The 22,868-nt window shown below is 74.5% G+C and carries 11 protein-coding genes; 9 read left to right on the top strand and 2 right to left on the bottom strand.

The features are described 5' to 3' along the window. Positions 1-52: 52 nt before the first annotated feature. Together FED44_RS26935 and FED44_RS26930 are read right to left on the bottom strand one after the other, a co-directional pair. A complete protein-coding gene (locus FED44_RS26935) occupies positions 53-12,844 on the bottom strand; it encodes a type I polyketide synthase (protein WP_138462466.1) in 12,792 nt (4,263 codons plus the stop codon). Continuing rightward, on the bottom strand, positions 12,841-14,628 hold the full coding sequence (locus FED44_RS26930) for a condensation domain-containing protein (protein WP_138462465.1): 1,788 nt from the start codon (positions 14,626-14,628) through the stop codon (positions 12,841-12,843). The genes FED44_RS26935 and FED44_RS26930 overlap by 4 nt, the downstream gene beginning before the upstream one ends. A 212-nt stretch (positions 14,629-14,840) precedes the next feature. Here FED44_RS26930 and FED44_RS26925 point away from each other — a divergent pair, with 212 nt between their 5' ends. The 9 genes from FED44_RS26925 to FED44_RS26885 are packed head-to-tail and all read left to right on the top strand — an operon-like array spanning position 14,841 to position 22,855. Further along, entirely contained in the window at positions 14,841-15,788 is a 948-nt protein-coding gene (locus FED44_RS26925; RefSeq protein ID WP_138462464.1) for a ketoacyl-ACP synthase III family protein, read from the top strand. Positions 15,789-15,798: 10 nt separating this feature from the next. Beyond that, positions 15,799-17,184: a preATP grasp domain-containing protein gene (locus FED44_RS26920; protein WP_138462463.1), complete on the top strand. Its 1,386-nt coding sequence runs from the start codon at positions 15,799-15,801 to the stop codon at positions 17,182-17,184. After that, positions 17,181-18,530 carry a type III PLP-dependent enzyme gene (locus FED44_RS26915; RefSeq protein WP_138462462.1) on the top strand — a complete coding sequence of 450 codons (1,350 nt, stop codon included), beginning with the start codon at positions 17,181-17,183 and terminating at the stop codon, positions 18,528-18,530. The genes FED44_RS26920 and FED44_RS26915 overlap by 4 nt, the downstream gene beginning before the upstream one ends. Positions 18,531-18,561: 31 nt before the next feature. Next, on the top strand, positions 18,562-18,834 hold the full coding sequence (locus FED44_RS26910) for an acyl carrier protein (RefSeq protein ID WP_111701597.1): 273 nt from the start codon (positions 18,562-18,564) through the stop codon (positions 18,832-18,834). Positions 18,835-18,843: 9 nt separating this feature from the next. Continuing rightward, positions 18,844-19,695, top strand: a complete 852-nt coding sequence (locus FED44_RS26905; RefSeq protein ID WP_138462461.1) for a hypothetical protein — start codon at positions 18,844-18,846, stop codon at positions 19,693-19,695. Then, entirely contained in the window at positions 19,692-20,288 is a 597-nt protein-coding gene (locus FED44_RS26900; protein WP_111701595.1) for a hypothetical protein, read from the top strand. Before FED44_RS26905 ends, FED44_RS26900 begins: the two co-directional genes overlap by 4 nt. Continuing rightward, positions 20,281-21,510, top strand: a complete 1,230-nt coding sequence (locus FED44_RS26895; RefSeq protein ID WP_208759194.1) for an acyl-CoA dehydrogenase family protein — start codon at positions 20,281-20,283, stop codon at positions 21,508-21,510. Before FED44_RS26900 ends, FED44_RS26895 begins: the two co-directional genes overlap by 8 nt. Further along, positions 21,510-21,881 carry a holo-ACP synthase gene (locus tag FED44_RS26890; protein ID WP_111701594.1) on the top strand — a complete coding sequence of 124 codons (372 nt, stop codon included), beginning with the start codon at positions 21,510-21,512 and terminating at the stop codon, positions 21,879-21,881. The genes FED44_RS26895 and FED44_RS26890 overlap by 1 nt, the downstream gene beginning before the upstream one ends. A gap of 23 nt (positions 21,882-21,904) precedes the next feature. Beyond that, a complete protein-coding gene (locus tag FED44_RS26885; RefSeq protein WP_111701604.1) occupies positions 21,905-22,855 on the top strand; it encodes an ABC transporter ATP-binding protein in 951 nt (316 codons plus the stop codon). Positions 22,856-22,868: the final 13 nt, after the last annotated feature.

Below are 22,868 nucleotides of genomic sequence, written 5' to 3'. Positions count from 1 at the left end.
GGACGGCCGCGGGACGTCGGACGGCCTTGTGACATCGGGCGTGCTCGCGGCATCAGGCGTCCGCCGGTTCGCGGTCTCCGGCCAGCCGGTCCCGCAGGTGGTCGACGAGTGCCGCGGGTGTCGGATGGTCGAACGCGATGCTGGCGGGCAGGGCCAGCCCGCTGGTGGCCGCGAGTCGGTTGCGCAACTCCACGATCATGAGCGAGTCCAGGCCGAGCTCGAACAGGGTGGCGTTCGGCTCGATCCAGTCCGCGGCGTGACCGCTGACCTCGGCGACCTGCCCGACGACCAGGTCGAGCAGCAGCGCGTCCCGTTCGTCCGGTGAGAGGCCCGACGGCGGCAGCGCGCCCATGACGTCCGGCCCGGCCTCGGGCTCCGGCGTGGCCACGGTTCCGGTACGCGTCGCCGCGAGGTCCAGGTCGGCCGGCACGATCAGTGGCTCCGCCACGGCGAGTGCGTCGTCGAACAGCCCCAGTCCGTCCTGGACGGGCAGCGGCGTGATTCCGGCGCGGCGCATCCGTTCGAGGTCGGCGGGACCGAGGCGGCCGCCCATGCCGTCGGACTCCCACAGCCCCCAGGCCAGCGACATCGCGGGGAGCCCGAGCGAGTGGCGGTGGCGGGCGAGGGCGTCGAGGAACGCGTTGGCCGCCGCGTAGTTCGCCTGGCCCGCGGTGCCGAGCACGCCCGCCACGGAGGAGAACAACACGAAGGCGTCCAGGTCGAGCCCGCGGGTGAGCTCGTGGAGGTGCCAGGCGCCGTCGGCCTTCGGCCGCATGACGTCCTCGACCTGCCGCGCGGACATGGCGGTGAGCACCGCGTCGTCGAGCACGCCCGCCGCGTGGACGACCGCGGTGAGCGGATGGTCCGCCGGGACCGCGGCGAGCAGCGCCTCCACCGCGCCGCGGTCGGCGACGTCGCAGGCGACGGCCCTGACCTCGGCCCCGAGGCCGGCCAGGTCGGCGACGAGCCGGTGGGCGCCGGCCGCCGCGTCGCCCCGGCGGCTCGCCAGGATCAGATGGCGTACGCCGTGCTCGATGACGAGGTGCCGGGCGAGCAGTGCCCCGAGGCCGCCCGTTCCGCCGGTGACGAGCACCGTGCCCTGGGGGTCGATGCGCCGGCCGTTCCGGCCCGTGATCAGGGGGACCTGCACCGGCTCCGGCCGATGGAGCATGCCGTCTCGAATGACGATCTGCGGCGCGCCGGTGGCCACCGCCGCCGCGATCGCGTCGCGGGAAGCGGGCGTCCCGTCGACGTCGACGAGCGTGAAGCGGTTCGGGTTCTCCGCCTGAGCCGACCGGATCAGGCCCCAGGACGCCGCGTTGGCGAGGTCCTCGACCGGGTCGGTGGGGAGGGCGGCCACCGCGTGCCGCGTGAGGAAGACCAGCCGTACGCCGGCGGGGGCGTCGTCGGAGAGCCACCGCTGCGCGAGTTCCAGCGTGCGGCGGGTCGCGCGGCGGGCCGCGGCGGGCGTGAGGTCGTCCGGCGGCAGCGGCACGACCACCGCGGCGGGCGGCTCCCCGTCCGCCGCGACGGCCGCCCACGCGGCGGAGAGATCACCGGGGTGCGCCGTGACAATGGGCCGCGGTCTCTCGTACGGCGTCTCATGGGGCGGCTCGACGACGGGCCAGGCGACGCGGTACAACGCCCCGCGGCGGCCGGCCGAACGCCCGAGCTGCTCCGGCGCGACGGGCAGCAGATGCAGTGACTCGACGACGACCGCCGGGCGGCCGGTCTCGTCCCACCCGGTGATCGACACCGCTCCCGGACCGGCCGGTGAGATCCGCACCAGGAGCTCACGCGCGTCGTGTGCGGAGAGGACGACCCCGTTCCAGATGAACGGGATGCGGGGCCGCGCGGTCTCCTCTCCGGCGTCGGCGACCAGGTCGACGAGCCGCTCCGGCGCGCCGTCCAGGCCGAGCCCGTGCATCGTCGCGTCGAGCAGAGCCGGGTGCGGGCCGAACAGGCCGGGATGCAGGCGCCGGTCCTCGGGCAGCCGAAGCTCGACGTAGAGATCGTCGCCGTGCCGGTGGGCGGCGCGGACGCTCTGGAACACCGGACCCCAGCCGTAGTGGCCCCGGGCGTTGAACCGCCGGTAGAAGTCGCCGACCTCGATCGGGACCGCGCCGCCGGGGACGCCGCCCGTGGGCCGGTCCGTCTTCGCGGTCCCATTCCGCGAAGCCGCGACACCGCCGGGCCGGGCCGGGCCGAGCACACCGGTGGCCAGCTGCGACCAGGGACGCCCGCGAGCCTCGCCCTCGCCCCTGCACCGCAGCGAGAACTCCCGTCGCCCGGCCGGGCCGGCGGGTCCGGCCCGTAGCTGCAGTTCGACCCTGCCCTCGGGCGGGACGATCAGAGGGGCCTTGTGCGTCAGCTCGACGACCTCGGCGCACCCGGTCTGCCGGGCGGCCCACGCGGCGAGTTCCAGGAACGTCACGCCCGGCACGACGACGCGCCCGTGCACCTCGTGGTCCGCGAGCCAGGGTTGCGTACGCGCCGAGAGGCCGCCGGTGAACAGCATGCCGCCGTCGTCGAGTTCGATCGCCTGGTCGACCAGGGGGTGGCGCTCCGCCGCCCGCGAGACGGCGGAGGCGTGGCTCCGGCCGGACGCCGGAAGCCAGAACCGCCGTTGGTCGAAGGCGTACGTCGGAAGATCGACGGGTGTGCCCCGTCCGGCGGCGAGGACGTTCCGCCACACGACGGCAAGGCCCTGGCAGTACGCCTCGGCCAGCGCGGCGATGAGGCCCTGCGCCGCGCCCTGCCCGGGCCGTACGACCGCGATCGGCGCGCCCGGGCGGAACGTTGTGCCTGCCTGGTGCGGTGCGTCTGGGTGCTGCGGTGTGCCGGTCCCGTGATGCGGTGAGGCCGGCTGGTGTGTCGCGGCCGGGTCGTCCTCGGCGGGCGTGGGCATGGTGGTCGGGGTGGGCGTGGTGGGACCGAGCACCAGGACACGGCCCGCTCCGCCGGCGGTGAGCAGCCCGGCGCCGTCCCACGTTCCGGTGGCGTCCCGGCGGGTCCAGTGCCCGGGGTCGGCCAGATCATCGGCTGTCAGGAACCGTCCGGTCGAGCCGTGGACGATCGGGATGGCGGGCTCGACGAACCGGGTGCGCCCGACGACCGTGCGGACCTCGCGCAGCGCCGCGTTCTCGTCGCCCCGGCCCGCCAACTGGCCCGCGAACCGGCCCAGGGCGACGGCCAGGGCCGCGGCGTCGGTGAGGGAGAGAGCACCGGCGACGTAGGCGGCGGCCGGCTCGCCGCTCCCGGCCCCGAGAACGTACTCGGGCGTGACCCCGAAGTATTCGAGCAGCCGGGTGAGCGCCACGTCGGCCGCGAACCGGGCCGCGTGCGCGTGGGCGGAGGAGTCGTCCCCGAGGGCGCCGGGGGCGGTGCCGAGCACGTCGCGCAGGGGAGTGTCCAGATGGGCGTCCAGTGCGCCGCGGACGGCGTCGAACTCCGCGGCGAACACCGGGAACGCCTCGTACAGCCCGGGTGCGGTACCGATTCGCCCGTCACCGATCTGCCCGTTTGCTGCCTGTCCCGTGCTGACCGGCCCGGCGCTGAGGAGCCCGGTGGCCTCGGGGTAGAGGAACGCGGTCCGTGCCGCCTTCGCGACGCCCTGGACCACGCTGGTGACGATGCCGGGGACGGTGTCGAGAGGACCTTCGCCACGGGCGAGCCGGTCCAGCGCCTCGGCCAGTTCGGCGTGGGTCCGGCCGGTGACGGCGGCCCGGTGCTCGAACGGGTGCCGGGTCGTGACGAGCGCGTGAGCGACGTCGTCGAGGGGGAGCTCCGGGTGACTCCTGGCGAAGTCGCGGAGCCGGGCCGCCTGCGCCCGCAACGCCGTCTCCGTGCGCGCGGAGACCAGCCAGGGCGCCGGCGATGCCGTCTCCGTCCGCGTTCCGGGCACCTGGGCCGGGGGCCCTCCGTGCACGGGTTCCGGCTTCTCCTGTGGTGCGGGCTGCTCGATGACGACGTGGGCGTTGGTGCCGCTGATGCCGAACGACGAGACGCCTCCCCGGCGCGGCCGGCCCGTGCCGGGCCAGGCGGTCGGTTCGGTCACCAGGCGTACCGCGCCCGACGACCAGTCGACGTGCGGGGTGGGCCGGTCGACGTGCGGCGTCCTCGGCAGCACGCCGTGCCGCATCGCCATGACCAGTTTGATGATCCCGGCCATTCCGGCCGCCGCCTGGGTGTGCCCGATGTTGCCCTTGACCGAACCGAGCAGCAGCGGCGGCCGCGCCTCCCGGTCCCGGCCGTACGCGGCGAGCAGCGCCCTGGCCTCGATGGGGTCGCCGAGCGCGGTGCCGGTGCCGTGCGCCTCCACGACGTCCACCTCGGCCGGGCCGAGCCCCGCGGCGGCGAGCGCCTGCGCGATGACCTGTTCCTGCGCCGGGCCGTTGGGCGCGGTCAGCCCGTTGCTCGCGCCGTCCTGGTTGACGGCGCTGCCCCGGAGGAGGCCGAGGACCCGGTGGCCGTTGCGGGCCGCGTCGGAGAGCCGTTCGAGCAGGAGCATCGCGGCTCCCTCGCTCCACGCCGTGCCGTCGGCGGCGGCGGCGAACGGCTTGCACCGGCCGTCGGGAGCCAGCCCGCGCTGCCTGCTGAACTCGGTGAACACGGTCGGGGTGGCCATCACCGTGGCGGCGCCGACCAGCGCCATGCCGCACTCCCCGGAGCGGAGCGCCTGCCCGGCGAGGTGCACGGCGACCAGCGACGACGAGCAGGCGGTGTCCACCGTCAGGGCCGGTCCCCGCAGGCCGAGGCCGTACGCGATGCGGCCGGAGTTCACGCTCGGCGCGGTGCCGGTCAGCAGGTGCCCGGCGACGTCCTCGGGGACGTGTGTGCCGTCGCCGCCGTACTGGTGCGACGACGCGCCGACGAAGACACCGGTGTCGCTCTCCCGCAGGGTGGCGGGGTCGATCCCGGCGCGTTCCATGACCTCCCACGCGAGCGTGAGCAACAGCCGCTGCTGCGGGTCCATCGCGACGGCCTCGCGGGGGCTGATGTCGAAGAAGGCGGGGTCGAACTCCCCGGCGTCTTCGAGGAAGCCGCCGAGGTTCGTGTACGACGTGCCGGGTCGTTCGCCGTCCGGGTCGTACAGCCGGTCCAGGTCCCAGCCCCGGTCGGTGGGGAACTCCGACACCGCGCCGGCGCCGGACATCAGCAGGTCCCACAGGTCCTCGGGGGAGCGCACGCCGCCCGGATAGCGGCAGGCGATCGCGACGATGGCGATGGGATCCGCGTCCGGGTCCACCGGCGCGGGCGCGGCGGCGGCCGGGGCCGCGACGCGGTCGGACGTGCCGGTGAGCTCCGCGTACAGGTGGTCGGTGACCGCGTCCGGCGTCGGGTGGTCGTACGCCAGCGTGGCGGGAAGCGCCAGGCCCGTTGCGGCGGTGAGGCGTTCCGGCAGTTCGACGGTCATCAGGGAGTCGAACCCGAGGTCGCGGAAGGGCCTGCGCGCGTCGACCGCCTCGGCGGACTCGCCGACGATCGCCGCCGTGTGGCTCAGCACCACGTCCAGGACCCGCGGGCGCCGCCTGGCGGCGGGCAGGGCGGCGAGTTCCCGCCGCAGCCCCTGGCCGGACAGTCCGGACGCGGGGGCGTCCTCAGGCGCGCGGAGCACCTCCCGCGCCGCCGGCAGGTCGTCGAGCAGCGGACGGGGACGCGCCGCGGCGAACGGGGGCACGAACCGCTCCCACGCGATGTCGGCGATGGTCACGCAGGTCTCGTCGTCGTCCAGCGCGTACTGCAGCGCGGCCATCGCCTGCTCGGGGGGCAGCGCCTCGACGCCGTGCCGCTGCAGGTGGCGGGCGAACACGGCGTCCGCGCCCATCCCCGGCCCGGCCCACAGACCCCAGGCGAGCGAGGTCGCGGTGCGGCCACGGGCGCGGCGCCGCTCGGCCAGGGCGTCGAGGAAGGCGTTGGCCGCCGCGTACGCGGCCTGGCCGGTGGTGGCCCACAGGCCGACGCCCGCGATCGAGGAGAACAGCACGAACGCGTCCAGCGCGGTCTCGCCGAACAGCTCGTCCAGGTTGGCGGCGCCGGCGGCCTTCGAGCACGCCTCCGCGAGATCGCTCGCGGTGAGGTCCTCGATGGGCACGCGCCGCCCGACCCCCGCCGTGTGGAACACCGACCGGATGGGGCCGTGCTCCGCGGTCACGGTGCCGACCAGCTCCGCCAGCGCCGCGCGGTCGGCCACGTCGCAGGAGGCGATGGTGACGGCGGCGCCGAGCGAGGTGAGCTCCGCTTCGAGGGCCTCGGCGCCCGGCGCGGCCCTGCCCCGGCGGCTGGCGAGCACCAGGTGCTCGGCTCCGCCCGCGGCCAGCCATCGAGCGACGTGGGCGCCCAGGCCGCCGGTGCCACCGGTGACCAGGACGGTTCCGCGCGGGCGCCAGGGTTCGCCGGCGGACGGCGGCCGCGAGGCGCTCACCAGCCGGCGTCCGAACAGCCCGGCGGCGCGGATCGCGATCTCCTCCTCGTGTCCGGGCCCGTTCAGGGCCGTACGAAGGAGAGGCGCGGAGCGGGTGTCGGCCGGGAGGTCGACCAGGCCGCCCCACGAGCGCGGGCGTTCCAGGGCGACAGAACGGCCGATCGCCCAGATCTGCTCCTGCGCGGGGCTTTCGACCGGGTCCGTGGAGCCGGTGCCGACCGCCCCGCGGGTCAGCAACCACAGCGGCGCGTCGAGCGCGGCGTCGCCGAGGGCCTGCACGAGCGTCAGCGTCGCCGACAGGCCACGCGAGATCTCGGCATGACGCGGGTCCGGGCGTTCGTCGAGCGCCAGCAGCGACAGCACGCCGCCCGCACCCGCGGATCCGCCACCCGCGGTCCCGTCACCCGTGCTGCCATGATTCAGCGCGGCCCGCAGCCGCGACGCGAGCACGTCCCGGCCGGCGTCGCCGCTCACCTCGGCGATCGTCCGGACGTCGGCGCCGCCGTCGGCGAGGGCGTCCGCGCACGCGGTCACCCATTCGTGGTCCGCGTACCCGGCCGGGACCACCAGGAGCCAGACGCCGCGCGGGGCGGGAGCCGCCGTCACGGGGATCGGCCGCCAGGCGACGCGGTACCGCCGTCCGTCGGCGGCCGCCCGTTCGCTGTGCCGCTGGTGCCAGTCCGACAGGATCGGGACGACGGCGCCCAGCGACGACCGCTCGTCCGGGCCGGTGACTCCGAGCGCGTCGGCGACCGCGCCGGTGTCCCCGGTGCGTACGGCGGCCCAGAAGCGCGTCTCGGCGGGGACGGCCGTGGACGGCCACGATTCGGAGGCGTCCGGACCGGGGGTGGCGGTCAGCCAGTAGTGCCGATGCTGGAAGGGGTACGTGGGCAGGTCGGCGCAGGCGGCCGGCCACCCGGCGCGACCCGGGTGCGGGGGCACGCCCGCGCCGCGGGCCCGGGCCCAGGCGACGGCCCGGTCGGCGGTCTCGGCCTCCGGGCGTCCGCGCTGCAGGACGGGCATGAACCCCGGCGCCGGGCCGGACTTGGGCGACAGGGCCGCGAGGGTGGTCCGCGCGAGCGGCGCGAGCACGGCGTCGGGGCTCAGCTCCAGGTAGGAGGTGACGCCCTGTTCGGCCAGCCGGTGGACGCCGTCGAGGAAACGCACCCCCTCGCGCGCGTGCCGCACCCAGTACGCGGGCGAGCACAGCTCCTCCTGGGTGGCGATCCGGCCGGTGAGGTTGGACACGACGGGGATGGCGGGCGGCCGGAAGGTCAGGGCGGCGGCGACGTCGAGGAGGTCGCCGAGCATGCCGTCCATGTGCGGCGAGTGGAAGGCGTGGCTGACGTTCAGCCGCCGGGTCGCCCAGCCCAGCTCCTCGCAGCGCCGCGCGACGTCGAGCACGGCGTCGGTGTCGCCGGAGACGACGACGGCGGCCGGGCCGTTGACGGCGGCCACGCCGACGTTCTCCTCGTGCCCGGCGAGCAGCGGGCGTACGGCGTCCTCGGCGGCGCGGATCGACACCATCGCGCCGCCCTGCGGCAACTCCTGCATCAGCCGTCCGCGGGCGGTGACGAGCGCCGCGGCGTCGGCCGTCGACAGCACGCCCGCGACGTGCGCGGCGGTGAGCTCGCCGATCGAGTGGCCGATGAGGTAGTCCGGCGTGACGCCGTGCTCCCGGGCCAGCGCGTACAACGCGGTCTCCAGGGCGAACAACGCCGGCTGGGTGTAGCGGGTCTGGCCGAGCAGCTCCGCCTCGGCCGACCCGGCGGGCGCCCACATGACGTCGCGCAGCGGCCGGTCCCCGTGCGCGGACAGATGCGTGTCGAGGTGCGCGCAGACCTCGTCGAGCGCGGCCGCGAAGACCTCGGACGCCTCGTACAGCTCACGGCCCATGGCGGGCCGCTGGCTACCCTGCCCCGCGAACAGGAAGGCGGTCTTGCCGGCCCCTCCGGCGGCGCGCAGCACGCCGGGAGCGGGCTCGCCCGCGGCGACCGCGCCGAGGCCGGACAGCAGCGCCGCCCGGCTCGCCGCCGTGATCACGGCGCGGTGCTCGAACAGGGTACGGCCCGTCGCGAGGGCCGCCGCGACGGTGTTCGCGTCGAGGCCGGGGCGGGCGGCGACGTGGTCCCTGAGCCGCTGCGCCTGCGCCCGGAGGGCCGGCTCGGTCTTGGCCGAGATCAGCCAGGTCGCGGGCGTCCCGCCGTCCGCTTGGGTGGTCGGCGGCGGCGCGGTCTCCGGGGACGTGGCGGCCGGGGCCTGCTCCAGGATGAGGTGCGCGTTGGTGCCGCTGATGCCGAAGGACGACACCGCCGCACGGCGGGGACGGCCGGCGTCCGGCCAGCCGGTCGCCTCGGTCAGGAGGCGGACGCCGCCGGAGGACCAGTCCACGCGGGGGGTCGGCCGGTCGACGTGCAGCGTCCTCGGCAGGACGCCCGCGTCCATGGCCATCACCATCTTGATGACCCCGGCGGCCCCGGCGGCGGCCTGGGAGTGACCGATGTTCGACTTCACCGAGCCGAGCAGCAGCGGCCGGTCGGCGGGCCGCTCCCGGCCGTAGGTGGCCAGCAGGGCCTCGGCCTCGATCGGGTCGCCGAGCGAGGTGCCGGTGCCGTGCGCCTCCACGGCGTCCACGTCCGCGGGCCCGAGCCCGGCGGCGGCCATGGCCGCCCGGATCACCCGCCGCTGCGCGGAGCCGCTGGGGGCGGTCAGCCCGTTGCTGGCGCCGTCCTGGTTGACCGCGCTGCCGCGGATCAGCGCCAGGACGGGGTGGCCGTTCCGCCGCGCGTCGGACAGCCGTTCGAGCACCAGCAGCGCCGCGCCCTCGCCCCAGCTCGTGCCGTCCGCCGCGGCGGCGAACGGCTTGCACAGGCCGTCGGCGGCGAGCCCGCGCTGCCGTCCGAACTCGGTGTACATCGTGGGGGAGGCCATCACGGTCACGCCGCCGGCCAGGGCCAGGCCGCACTCGCGGAGCCGCAGCGCCTGGCAGGCCATGTGCACGGCGACCAGCGACGACGAGCAGGCGGTGTCGACGGTCACGGCGGGGCCGCCGAGGCCGAGGGTGTAGGCGATCCGGCCGGAGATGACGCTGCCCGTGCCGCCCGTCAGGAGGTAGCCCTTGAGCTCGTCGGGTCCCTCGTGCCCGCGCGGGCCGTACTCCTGCGGGATCGCGCCCACGTAGACACCCGTGTCGCCGCCCGCGAGCGTCGCGGCGGGGATTCCGGCCCGCTCCAGGGCCTCCCAGGTGACTTCGAGCATCAGCCGTTGCTGCGGGTCCATGGCCAGCGCCTCGCGCGGCGAGATGCCGAAGAAGTCGGCGTCGAAGCCCGCCGCGTCGGCGAGGAACCCGCCGACGGCGGGGACCTGCCAGCCGCGGTCGGCGGGTACGTCGGACACCGCGCAGACGTCGGACTCCACCAGCCGCCACAGGTCCTCGGGCGACCGTACGCCACCGGGGTACCGGCAGGCCATCGCCACCACGGCGATCGGATCGTCGGCCGCCTCCGCGACGGCGGCGGTCGTCGTACCGGCCGTCACGGTGGCCGCCGGGCCGTCCGCCTCGCCGAGCAGGCGCTCGGCGACCGCGACCGGCGTGGGATGGTCGTAGACCAGCGTCTCCGGCAGGCGCAGCCCGGTCGCGGCGCTCAGCCGGTGGCTCAGTTCGACGCCGGTGAGGGAGTCGAAGCCGAGATCGCCGAAGGTCTGCCGCACGCCGACGGCCTCCGGGGTCGCGTGGCCGAGGAGGTCGGCGACCTGCTCGCGTACCAGGGCGACCGCCGCCGTGCGCCGTTCCGCCTCCGGCAGCCCGGACGTCACGCGCCGCCAGGCGGAGCCGTCCGGCGATGACGTCGTGACCACGGCGAGGGAGGGAGCCGGTTCGGTCGCCTGCGGGGTGGTCGGGGTGACCCAGTGCGACGTGCGCTGGAAGGCGTACGTCGGCAGGTCGACCAGGGCCGCCTCGTCTCCGAGCACGGCCGGCCAGTCGACGTCGGCCCCGTGGACGTAGGCCAGCGCCATCGACCGCAGCACGCCGTCGTGGTCGGGCCCCGCGGCGAAGGCGGTGTCCGTCGCGCCGGTCAGCACGGGATGCGTCGCGAGTTCGACGAAGACCCGGTGGCCCTCGCGGGTCAGAGTGCCGACGAGAGGACCGAGCCGGTCGGGGACGTCGGGAGGTGTGGCTCCGGCGGCGGCGCCGACCGCGGCCCGGTCGAGCCTGCCGCCCGTACGCGTCGAGTAGCAGGGGATCTCGCCGTCATCCGGCGCCGTCACGTCGAGCGTGCCCGCGTCCGGTACGCCTGCGTCCGGCGCGCTCGCGTCAGGGGCTGTCGCGTCAGGGGCTGTCGCGGCGGGCACGGCCGCGGCGGGCAACGGCAGTTCGGAGGAATCAGGCGGGCCGGCCGGGTGGGAACCCGCGCCGCCGTGGACGACCAGACCGGCGGCCTCGGCGAGGGTCAGGAGACCGGCCGCGCAGGCGGCCGCGATCTCGCCGTCGAGATGGCCGACGACCGCGCCGGGCCGTACGCCGAAGGACCGCAGGGTCGCGGCGAACGCCACCGCGACGGCGAACGACACGGGCCGGGCGACCTCCGGCGCGTCGGCGCCGGGCGCTCCGGGCGCGCCGCGCAGGACGTCGAGCGGCGACCAGCCGGTGATCCGCTCGATCTCCGCCGCGCACGTCTCCAGGTGACGGCGGAACGTCCGTCCGGGAGGGGTGGGCAGGTCCAGCAGCCCGGCCGCCGCGGCGAGGTGGCCGGGGACGTCCTCGGGCGTCCCGGGGAACACGAGGACCATCGTGCCCTCGTCGTCGGCGCCGCCGCGCAGGAGGTGACCGCCCGGGCTGCCCTGTTCGGCCGCCGCGAGACCCGTCAGGAACCCCGCGCGGTCGGCGGCCAGGACGACGGCGCGCTCCCGCAGGGAGGCCCGCGTCACGGCGAGCGAGCGCGCCACGTCCGCCGTCCCGGGCCGCGGCTCGGCCCCGGCGAACTCCCGGAGGCGTCCGGCCTGGGCCCGCAGGGCCTGCCCGGTCTTCGCGGACAGTATCCACGGAAGCAGGTCGCCGGTGGTGGCGGCCCGCGCCACCGGGCGCTCGGCCGCGGGTTCCGCGGGGTGCGTCACCGAGGGCTCTCCCGGGCGTGCCGCCGGGCGCGTCACTGGACGCTCCGCCGGGGGCTCGCCCAGCACGACGTGACAGTTGGTGCCGCCCACGCCGAACGAGGACACGCCCGCCACCAGCGGCCGGTCGGGCCTCGGCCACGGGGACAGCTCGGTCTGGACCCGGAGGCCCAGCCGGTCCAGCGGAATCTCCGGGTTCGGCGTGACGTAGTTCAGGCTCGGCGGGAGCTCCCGATGGGCGAGGCTGAGGGCCACCTTGAGCAGGCCCACGATTCCCGCCGCGCCCTCCAGGTGCCCGACGTTGGTCTTGACCGAGCCGACGGCGAGCCGGTCGCCGTCCGGCCGTCCCGTTCCGAGGGCCGCGCCGAGCGAGGCCGCCTCGATCGGGTCGCCGACCCGCGTGCCGGTGCCGTGCAGCTCGACGTACTGGACCTCGTCCCGGCCGACGCCCGCGCGGCGCGTCGCCAGCTCGATCACCCGCTCCTGCGCCTCACGGTTCGGGACGGTGAGAGTGCCGGTGTTCCCGTCGTTGTTGACGGCGCTGCCCAGGATCACGCAGTGGATCCGGTCCCCGTCGGCCTGGGCGCGGCGCAGCGGCTTGAGCACGACGGCCGCGGCGCCCTCGCCCCGGACGTAACCGTTGGCGCGGGCGTCGAAGGTGAAGCAGCGATCGTCGGGCGACAGCCCGCCGAACCGCTCCGCGCCGACGGTGCTCTCGGGCACGATGTTCAGGTTGACCCCGCCCACCACGGCCAGTTCCGCCTCCCCGCTCTGGAGGCTCTCGCAGGCGAGGTGTACGGCCAGCAGCGACGACGACTGGCCGCTGTCCACGGCGAAGCTCGGGCCGCGCAGGCCGAGGTGGTAGGAGATCCGGTTGGCGATGACGCCGCGGTTGGAGCCGGTCAGGGTGTGCCGGGTGATCCCCTGGAGCCCGTTGCGGTGGAGCACCGTGCCGTAGTCGCCGGACATCGTGCCGACGAACACGCCGACGTGGCGGTCCCTTATGGAGGTCGGCGCGATCCGGGCGTTCTCCAGCGCCTCCCAGGCGAGCTCCAGCATGAGCCGCTGCTGGGGGTCCATGACGGCGGCCTCGTTCGGTGAGATCCCGAAGAACTCCGCGTCGAACTCGTCGATCCGGTCGAGGAACCCGCCGGGCCGGTGTCCCGGCGCGACCTCCGGCCGGCCGGGCGGCGGATCGGTGATCGCGTCGGTCCCCGCCCGCAGCAGCCGCCAGAAGCCGTCCGGGCCGGGCGCCTGCGGAAGCCGGCAGGCCAGGCCGAGTACGGCGATCGGCTCGGCGTGGCTCATCGCTGCGCCTCCCGGCCGTCGCCCTCGGCGAGCACGGGCTGGCTGCGCCAGGCGTCCGGGTCGCCGGTGTCTTCGGGAGCGCGGGCGCAGATCACGTACCGGCCGGGCGCCATCGCGGAGTACCGCCCGTTCAGCAGGCCCAGGCAGGCGCGGTGGGCCTCCCGCGGCGTACTGACCGCGCCGCCCGCGGCGACATAGGCGGTCAGCACGGGACGGCCGTCGTCGTCCGGCACGGCGAACACCCGGGCCGGCGCCTGGACGGCCTCGTCGACCACCGCCTGCACCTCCGGCAGCTCGATCCAGCAGTTGTCCACCCGCAGCCACTCCGGGCCGCGGACGACCGGCGTCAGCCCGGTGATCTCGGTCATCCGGCGGAGATCGACGTCACCGGCGGCGGCCGCGGCGAGCAGCCGGTCGATCCCGAGCAGCAGCGACTCGATCTCGGCCGCGGGGATCAGGTCGGCGTGGCCGGTGGTCAGGCCGAGCAGCGGCTCGCCGTCGGAGTCGATGACCCGCATCAGGAGCAGCACCCGGAAGTACGGCGGGATGTGCCAGCGGAGGGCGGTCCGCGGGAGCGCCTCCTGTGCCGCCTCCGGCGGCCCGGACGGCCGCGTCTCGCCGTCGAAGAAGATGTTGATGTTGGAGGCGCAGTCCCGCTGGAACAGAGTGCCCCGGCGGTCGCCGATCTCCTCCTGGAGGTCCTGGAGCAGCCTGACCTCGTACAGCCCGTGCATGGCGGCCCGCAGCGTCGCGCCGCCGGTCCGCCGGACCAGCTCGTCGAAGCTGGTGGTGCCGGCGTCGACGGCGAGCAGGCTGTCCTGCGCCAGGGTGCCGACGTAGTCGTGCATCTCCCTGCCGATCCGGTTGTTCGCCAGCGAGGCGAACACCAGGTCGGTGACGCCGGTGCGCCAGGAGACCACCGCGCAGAACGCGGCCGACAGGACCATGGGCAGCGTGGTCTGCGTACGCGCCGCGATGTGCGGCAGCGCGAGCCGCAGCGCGGGCGAGTCGAGCCAGCAGCCGAGCGGCTGCCCCTCGCCGCCGGAGGCCGGCACCGCGTAGTCGTGGTGCACCTCGCGTTCGTCACCGTCGGCCGGCCGCGGCATCGCGCAGAGGCTCTGCGGCATCCGTGACGTGAGCTGCCGCCAGTACCGGAGCGACGCCTCGGCGCGGCGCCGGCCGCGGGTGGAGTTCTCGACGAGCGCCTGGTCGGCGGGCTGGTGCGTGAGGGGCCCCGCGTGGCGCTCGTCCGGGTGGCGGATCAGATGGTTGAACTGCCGTACGACCACGGCCAGGCTCTCGCAGTCGACCGCGAGGTGGCTGCACGCGATGAGCACCACCCTGATGGCGCCGTCGCGCATGGCGACGGCGGCGCGGAAGAGCGAGTCCGCCACGTCGTCCACGGGCGCGGCCTGCAACGCCGAGATGAGGTCGGTGACCTCCTCGGGGCCGACGGGCGAGCCGGCGTCGGCGTCGGTCTCGTACACGTCGACGGCCACCTGGCCGGAGCCCGACACCACCTGGCGCCGCCCGTCGCCGGTGACGAAGGAGGTACGCAGCGACTCGTGCCGCTCGACCAGGACCGCGAGGGTGTCGGTCACGTCGCGGAGGGTGGTGCCGTCCGGCACCGTGACGGCCCACTCCATCATGCGGTAGAGCCCCGCCCGGGTGTCGTCGCCGAGCCATTCGAGGGTGTTGATCTGCCCGAGCGTCAGCGGCGCCTCCACCGCGCGTCCCCCGGCGTATTTCACGTGAATGCGTTCGGTGAATATCAGGCCACCCATGCCGCCTCCTGAACACTCAGCGCTCGGGGGATCGATGAATTTCACACGGAGGGTATTAACCGGGCGGCCGGCGGCCTATTGGGGAAATCTCCACATCTCTCGCCCGGCGGGGCCGGCGGGTGATGGTAGGGAAAACCCCAATATCCATCCCGGGTGGCTCGGCCTAGCGTGTGCTTCGTTTGAATCCGATGACGCATGTGGAGGCACGTGTCATGCCCACCGCCCCCGTCCCGGCCATTGAGGCGGTGCAGGGTTTCGTACCGCGCCGGTCGGTCGCCATCGAGGAGGTGGCCGACCGGATGGGGATCAACCGGCACCAGCTCCGGCTGTTCCAGCGCGTCCACGGCCTGGCACGGCTGCCCATGGACCCCGACCTCGACCTGATCGACCTGCTGAGCACGCCGGCCCGGGCGCTCGTCCCCACCGCGGCCGACCGGGACCGGATCCGCTACCTGATCTACGCGCACACCGCGCCGGACGTCGCCCCCGCGCACGTCAGCACGGCTCAGGAGCTCTGCCGCAGGCTGGACCTGCCGAAAGCAGAGGCATTCGCGGTCACTCAGCAGAACTGCGCGAGCGGGCTCGCCGCCGTCGACGTCGCCGTACAGCTTCTGCTGGCGGACGGTGACGCGGAGGCGCGCGCGCTCGTCGTGACCGGTGAGAAGCCGACCTCGCGGATCTTCTCCGTGATCCCCAACACGACGCTGATGGGGGAGGGGTCGGCCGCCTGCCTGGTCGGTGTGGGCGGCGCCGGCCGGCGCATCAGGTCGTACGCGGTGCGGACGCGCGGCGAATACGCGCAGCTGTACCGGCCGCAGCCCGACGTGCTCGCGGATTTCTTCACCTCCTACACGCCGACCGTTGTGGAGATCCTTCGCCAGGCCGTTCACGAGGCGGGCCTGAGGCCGGAGGAGATAACGATGATCGTGCCGCACAACGTGAACAACTCGTCGTGGCGGAGCGTAATCCGCGAACTGGGTTTCGGGGTCGAGCGAATTTATCTCGACAACGTTCCCCGGCTCGGCCACTGTTTCGGATCGGACCCATTCATCAATCTCGCCAGCATGCGTGACGAGGGCCGGCTGCGCGACGACGGCGTGTATCTGCTCGCCGCCGTCGGCCTGGGCGCGACGTACGCCGCGATGGTGATCGGCGGATAGGGGCAACGCTGTGACACGTGAGAGCACCGACTACCTCCGGCGGCTCAAGACCGCGCTGACCGGGGATCCGGCCACGCCGCTGGCCTTCCTGTGCAACTTCGAGGTGGAGACCCAGTGGGCGCGCCACCACATCGGCCTGCCGGCGCCGGCGGCGGCGCCGACGGAAGTGGTCCAGCGGATGGAGGAGCTCGGCCTCCTGCTCGCCGGGCCCGGCGACGTCATCCTCGTCAAGAACGCGCCCGACCAGGGTTACCTCCGCTACCTCGGCGAGGATCTCGGGATCGGCCTTCCGGCGGTGCTCGTGCCGGAGACGACGACCGGGGACAGGTCGACCGCGGAGGACCTGCTGAACTCGCCGCAGGCGCTCGACCGGCTGAGCGCCCTCGGCCGGCGGGGCGCCCGGCTCATCCCCATGGGGACCTCGGAGTTCGAGGAGAAGCTGGCGATCTCCGCCCAGGTGCCGCTGGCCGTGCCGGACGCCGCGACGTTCGAGCGGGTGAACAGCAAGATCTACAGCCGCCGCATCACCGAGGAGCTCGGGCTGCCCCCCGTGCCCGGATGGTGCTGCGAGACGCTCGGCGAGCTGCGGCACGCGCTCGCCCAGGCCGCCGGCCTCCCGGGACCGGTGGTGGTCAAGGACGCGTACGGCGTCTCCGGCAAGGGGCTGGTCGTGCTCGACACCGCGGCGAAGGCCGACCGGCTGGTGCGCATCCTGGAACGGCGCGCGGCCCGCACCGGCGACGACCGCGTCGCGCTGGTGGTCGAGCACTGGATCCCCAAGCGCGCCGACCTCAACTACCAGATCACCGTCGACCGCCGTGGCGGCGTGCGGCTCGACTTCGTCAAGCAGGCGCTGACCGAGCGCGGCGTCCACCAGGGGCACCTCATGCCCGCGGACCTGAACGACGACCAGCACGCCCTGCTGCGCCGCGCCGCCGAGGAGGTGGGCGGCCGGCTGGCCGCCGACGGCTTCTTCGGGGTGGCGGGCATCGACGCCATCGTCGCGGACGACGAACGGGTCTACCCCGTCCTGGAGATCAACGCCAGGTTCAACATGTCGACCTACCAGGGCGGGATGACCGAGCGCTTCCACGCCCCCGGTCACGTCGCCCTCGCCCGGCACTACCCGGTGCGGTCCGCGGCGCCGCTCGTCTTCGACGACCTGCGCCGGGTCCTCGGCCCGCTGCTGTTCCCGGCGTCCGGCGGCCGGTTGATCGTCACCTGCTTCGGCACGGTGAACATCGGCGCCGGCAACGCCGGTGCAGGTGACGGCACGCCGCACCAGGGCCGGCTCTACACCCTGCTCACCGCTCCTGACCACGACCGGCTGACCGCGCTCGACAGGGCCGTACAGGCCGCTCTCGCCGGCGTGATCCAGCCCAGGGAGGACTCATGACCGACGCGTACGCCGTGCAGGGCATTCCGGTCGCCGATCTCGCCGACCGGTTCGGCACCCCTCTGTACATCTACGACGCCGATGTGCTGACCGACGCCTACACGGAGCTCCGGCGGCGCCTGCATCCCGCCGTCGACATCTTCTACTCGGCCAAGGCCAACCCGAACGTCAGCGTCTGCTCCGTCATGCGGTCGCTCGGCGCCGGCCTCGAGGTGTCCTCGATGGCGGAGCTCGCGACGGCGCGGTGGGCCGGCGCGGCGCCGGACGACGTCATCTTCCTCGGGCCGGGCAAGTCCGAGGGCGAGCTCCGGGCCTGCCTGGAGGACGGCATCGCGGCCGTCGTCTGCGAGTCGCTCGAAGAACTGGCCGCGCTCGACCGGCTCAGCCGGCCCGGGACCCGCGTCCTGCTGCGGGTCAACCCGGCGTTCACCACCAAGGGGGCCCGTCTGTCGATGGGCGGCAAGCCCCGGCAGTTCGGCATCGACCACGAGCTGCTGCTGGAGAGCGCGCCGGCGCTGCGCGCGCTGCGCAACGTGCGCGTCACCGGGATCCACGCGTACATGGGCACCCGCATCCTCGACGAGGACGGCGTCGTCCAGAACACCGCCGGCATCCTCGCCGCCGCGCGCGAGCTGAGCGCCACGCTCGGCTTCCCGCTCGAGACCGTCGACATCGGCGGAGGCCTCGGCATCGCGTACTTCGAGAACGAGAAGGACCTCGACCTCGACCGGCTGACCGACGGGGTCAACGCGGTCGTCGGGGAGTTCGCCGCGGAGCACCCGGACTGCCGGGTGATCATGGAACTCGGCCGCTACCTCGCGGGCCGCTGCGGCACGTACGTCGTCCGGGCCAGGTACGTGAAGCAGTCGAAGGGGGAGTGGTTCGTCGTCACCGACGGCGGGATGAACCACCACATGGCCGCCGTCGGGGTGGGCAGCTTCGTCAAGCGCAACTTCCCCATCCGGTCGATCGACCACCCCGGGGAGCTCGCCGACCGCCGGTACACCATCACCGGCCCGCTGTGCACCCCCGACGACGTGCTCGGCCGCAAGGTGGCCCTGCCCGAGGTGCGGCCCGGCGACCTGATCGGGGTCGAGCGTTCGGGCGCCTACGGGCCCACGTCGTCCCCGGTGCTGTTCCTCAGCCACGGATACCCGGCCGAGGTCCTCGTCTCCGGCGGCACCGCGCATCTCGTCCGGCACCGCGACACCGTCGAGGACCTGCTGGGCAGGCAGGTCCTCGTCGACCGGCCGGGCCCGGCCGCCGGGTCCGCGGCGGAGCCGACCGCCGTACAGCGAGTCGCCCAGCCCGTCGCCCAGCCCGTCGCCCAGCCTGTCGCGCAGTGAACAGTCCCACAGTGAGAAGGGAAGACTGGCAATGAACCGATCCGAGATAGTGGCAGCGGTCGTCCGGGCCGTCGGCGAGGTGCTCCAGCGGGACGTGCCCGACGTGACGGAGGACACCCGGCTGTTCGACGACCTTCAGCTCGACTCCACGTCGATCCTCGAACTGCTCATGGCCGTGGAGGACACGATGGTCGTCGAGATCGACCCCGAGGGTCTCGACATGGACAGCTTCCGCACCATCGGCACCCTGGTCGACTACCTCCAGGGGCTCGTGGACCTCGTCTCCACCGGCAACGCCGGCTGACGCACCGTCATGGCCCTGTCACTGGAGACCGCGGTCGCCTACGTGCCGCGCACCACCCGTCCGTGCCACTTCGAACCCGACATCGCCGAGTTCAACGAGGGTGTGCTCGCCCCGTACGGGATGCGCTTCGACACGTCGTTCGCGGCGGGCGGGAGCAACGCGACCTTCCTGGAGCTCGCCGAGGGGGTGCTGCGGGCGGCCCCCGGCCCGCTGCCCGGCCCGGACCTGCTGATCGTCGCGTACGCGCTGCCCGACCCGCACGCGCCGGAGAAGACCCTGGCGGCGCACCTCGGTCACGTGCTCGGTGGCCGGTCCATGAGTTTCGCGGTCTCCGAGCAGGGGCTCGGCGCACCGTTCACGGCACTGCGGATCGCCGGCGCCTATCTGCGGTCCGGCCGCTGCCACAGCGCCGCCGTGCTGGTCGTCGAGCAGACGACGTATCCCTACCCGGAGCCGTTCGTCCAGGACGGCGACCTGGTGGACTCGGCGGTGCTGCTGGTGCTCGGCGGCGCGGGCGGCTGGGAACTGGCCGGGCTCGCCTCGGCGGGGCCGCACCGGGATCTCGCCGCCCTGCTCGACGAGCCGCCCGGGCTGCCGGAGGGCTCCGACCCCGGGGAACGGCTGGTGGTCACCGGTTCGTGGGCCGACGCCGCCGAGACGGGCCCGGCCGGGCCGAAGGCCCACCAGGCGCCGCCCGGCTCCTACTGCACCGGGGTCTGGCTGGAGTTCGCCAGGCACCACGCCGAATGGGGCGCCGCCTACCGGACGATCGTGCTCGGCGACACCGATCCGCGCACCGGGATCAGCCACGTCGCCACGTTCACCCGCCGCGAGGCCGCCACCGGGGGAGAGCGCCGATGACCACAGCCGTTCTCGGGAGCTACCCGCCCCTGCTCGACGCCCTGCACGCCGACGTAACGTCCGGCGGGTTCGTCGCCTCGCCGTCCGGATGCGTCCTCGCCTCGGCGGAGGCGCTCGGCGTGGCCGGGCCGGGCAGGTTCAGCCGCTTCGGGCTCGCGTGCGTGCCCGCGTCCGCCGGCAGCGCCCGCGACGACGCGACGGCCGCCCGGTTCGCCGAGGGCCTGCTCGCGCTGCAGCACACCGTGCTCCGCCGGACGCTGGCGCACACGATCACCCGCCTGGGCGAACGGGTCAGCGAGGGCACCAGCCTGCTGGCGCGGCCGCAGCTCCAGGCCGATCTGGCCGACGTCGCGATGGAGTTGCAGGAGGAGGCGGCGGAACCGGAGGAGGAGACCGGCCGAGACGTCCGCTGGGCCCGCCACCAGCGCCTGACCAGCACCGGCCGGGTCCTGCTCCGCCTCCTGGGCGGGTACGGCATGCTCGCCGAGGGGCCCGGCGCCGACCTCTACCTGGCCGAGGTGGCGGGGAACGTCTACCTCCAGCCCGGCCCGGACCACCGCGTACGGCCGGAGACGGAGGACCACCATGCCTGAGACCGCGCCGTACGCCCTGGACACGCGCGGCGAGCGGATGGACGCGCTCGAACAGTACTTCCGGGAGGCCGCGCGGGAGCTGCGTGAACCGGGCGCGGAGCTCGACGCCGATCCGGACGCCATCCACCGGTTCCTCCACCTGCCCGCCGTACGGCTCCAGCAGCACATGCTCACCCCGGCGCGGTTCGCCCGCCACGACGACCTCCTGCCGTCCTTCGTGCCCGCGGAGGCCTCGTGCGCCGAGTGGATCCTCGCGGCGGAGTGGCTCGCGTACGGCGATCCGGGCATGACGCTGGCCAGCCCGGGGCCCGCCCTGTCGACGGTGGTCCTGCGGGCCCTGGCCGACGAGGCACAGCAGGACTGGTTCTTCGGCCGGACCTCCGACTGGCCCACGTGGGCCTTCTTCGCGCTGACCGAACCGGAGAAGGGCTCGGCGGCGACCGAGCTCACGGCCCGCCTGGACGCCGACCCCTCCGGCGACGGCTGGGTGCTGAGCGGCGAGAAGATGTACATCGGCAACGGCGCGCACGCGCGGGTGGGTGTGGTGTTCTGCCGCCGGGCCTCGGGACCGTGGGGCATCGAGGCCGTCATGGTGGACACCGCCGACCCCGGATTCCACGCCGAGACGCTCCCGATCATCGGGTTGCGCGGCGCGCGGATCAGCCGGCTGCGCTTCGACGGGATGCGCATCCCGCCCGAGCGGGTGCTCGGCCGCCACCGGCCGCGCAGCCGGCGCGGGCTGCAGGGAGCGCTGCAGGCCATGCTGTGGTTCCGGCCCAGCGTCGCCGCGTTCGCCCTGGGCGTGGGCCGGGCGGCCTGCGACTACGTGCTGGAACAGCGGCCCGCGCTCGCCGGCGCGGACCGCGCCGAGGTCGACGGCACGATCGACCGGCTGAACCGGCTGCGCCGCCTCCTCCGCGACGTTGCGGCGGAGATCGACGCCGGGTCGCCCAACACGTTCCGGGTCAGCGGCGTCAAGATGCGCGCCGCGCGCCTCGCCGAGGACGCCACCCTGCTGGCCGCCCGGCTGCTCGGCCCGGCGTCGCTGGTCGAGCATCCCCGGCTGGACAAGCTGTACCGGGACGTGCGGGCCTTCGAGTTCATGGAGGGCACCGGCAACATCCACCGCCGCGGCGTCTTCCAGGGGCTGTTGCGGGACGACTATTTCACATCGCGAGACCGGGACGTCCGCCCCGGACGTGTGGTCGAAGGGGTGGTCTGATGCGTGTCGGTGTCGACCTGATGTCCATCGGCGAACTGGACCGGCTGCGCGCCCGCCGCTGGTTCGACGACTACGCGTTCGCCCCGGCGGAACTCGCGGCGGCCAAGGGCCTGTCGGAGGAGCGCGGCAGGGAGTTCCTGGCCGGCCGGTTCGCCGCCAAGGAGGCCGTGCTCAAGGTGTTCCGGATGGGGCTCTTCCAGGGCGTCGCGCCCCGCGAGATCGTGGTCGCCCGCGCCTTCTCCGGAGCCCCCGAGGTCACGCTGGAGGGCGCCGCCCGCACGGCCGCCGACGCCGCCGGCGTCCGCGGCGTCGACGTCTCCATCACACACAAGGGTGACCTGGTCGTCGCCGTCGCGGCGGCCTGGTCGTGAGCACATCAGGAGCGGCCGTGCCCATCATCCAGGCCACCGGGCTTACCCGCACGTTCACCGTCGGCGGCAGGACGGTCGAGGCCGTCCGGGGTGTCGACTTCGAGGTCCGTCCCGGCGAGATCATCGGATTCCTGGGGCCGAACGGCGCCGGGAAGACCACCACCCTGCGCATCCTGACCACGATGCTCAAGCCCACCTCGGGCCGGGCGACCGTCGTCGGCGTCGACGTGGACGCCGACCCCGCCGGCGTCCGCCGCCGCATCGGCTACGTGGCGCAGGCCGGCGGCACCGACGGCAACTGCCGGGTGGCCGAGGAACTGATCCTCCAGGCGCGGCTGTACGGGATCGGCAAACAGGACGCGGAACGCCGGGCCGCCGACCTGTGCGAGCGTCTCGACCTCACCGGCCTCGCGGACCGGCCGATCCGTACGCTGTCGGGCGGCCAGCGGCGGCGCACCGACATCGCCCTCGGACTCGTCCACGAGCCGCCGCTGGTCTTCCTGGACGAACCGTCCGTGGGCCTGGACCCGCAGAGTCGCAGCGACCTGTGGACGCACATCCGCCGCCTGCGCGACGAACACGGCACCACGGTCTTCCTCACCACGCACTACCTCGACGAGGCCGACTCCCTCTGTGACCGGATCCTGGTGATGAACCACGGGCGGGTCATCGCGGAGGGCACCCCCGACGCCCTCAAGCGCCGGATCTCCGGCGACGTGATCAGCCTGACCCTCGGCGGCGACGCCGACCACGCGAAGGCGGTGCTCGCCGAGTGCCCCGGCCTGGACGAGATCGCCGTCTCCGGGCAGACCGTACGGCTGACCGCGCGCGGCGGCGAGCAGGCGCTCGTCTGGCTGATGCGCACGGCGGACCAGGCCGGCCTCGACCTGCGATCCGTCAACATCGCCCGGCCGACGCTGGACGACGTCTTCCTCGCCCTGACCGGATCCTCGCTGAACGAGAACCACTCGTGATCCCGGCGCGGCG

This window comes from Microbispora triticiradicis (genome assembly GCF_005864065.1).
Taxonomy (GTDB): domain Bacteria; phylum Actinomycetota; class Actinomycetes; order Streptosporangiales; family Streptosporangiaceae; genus Microbispora; species Microbispora triticiradicis.
The sequence above is the reverse complement of the archived record's forward strand: the minus strand, read 5'-3'. Positions and strand labels throughout refer to the sequence as shown.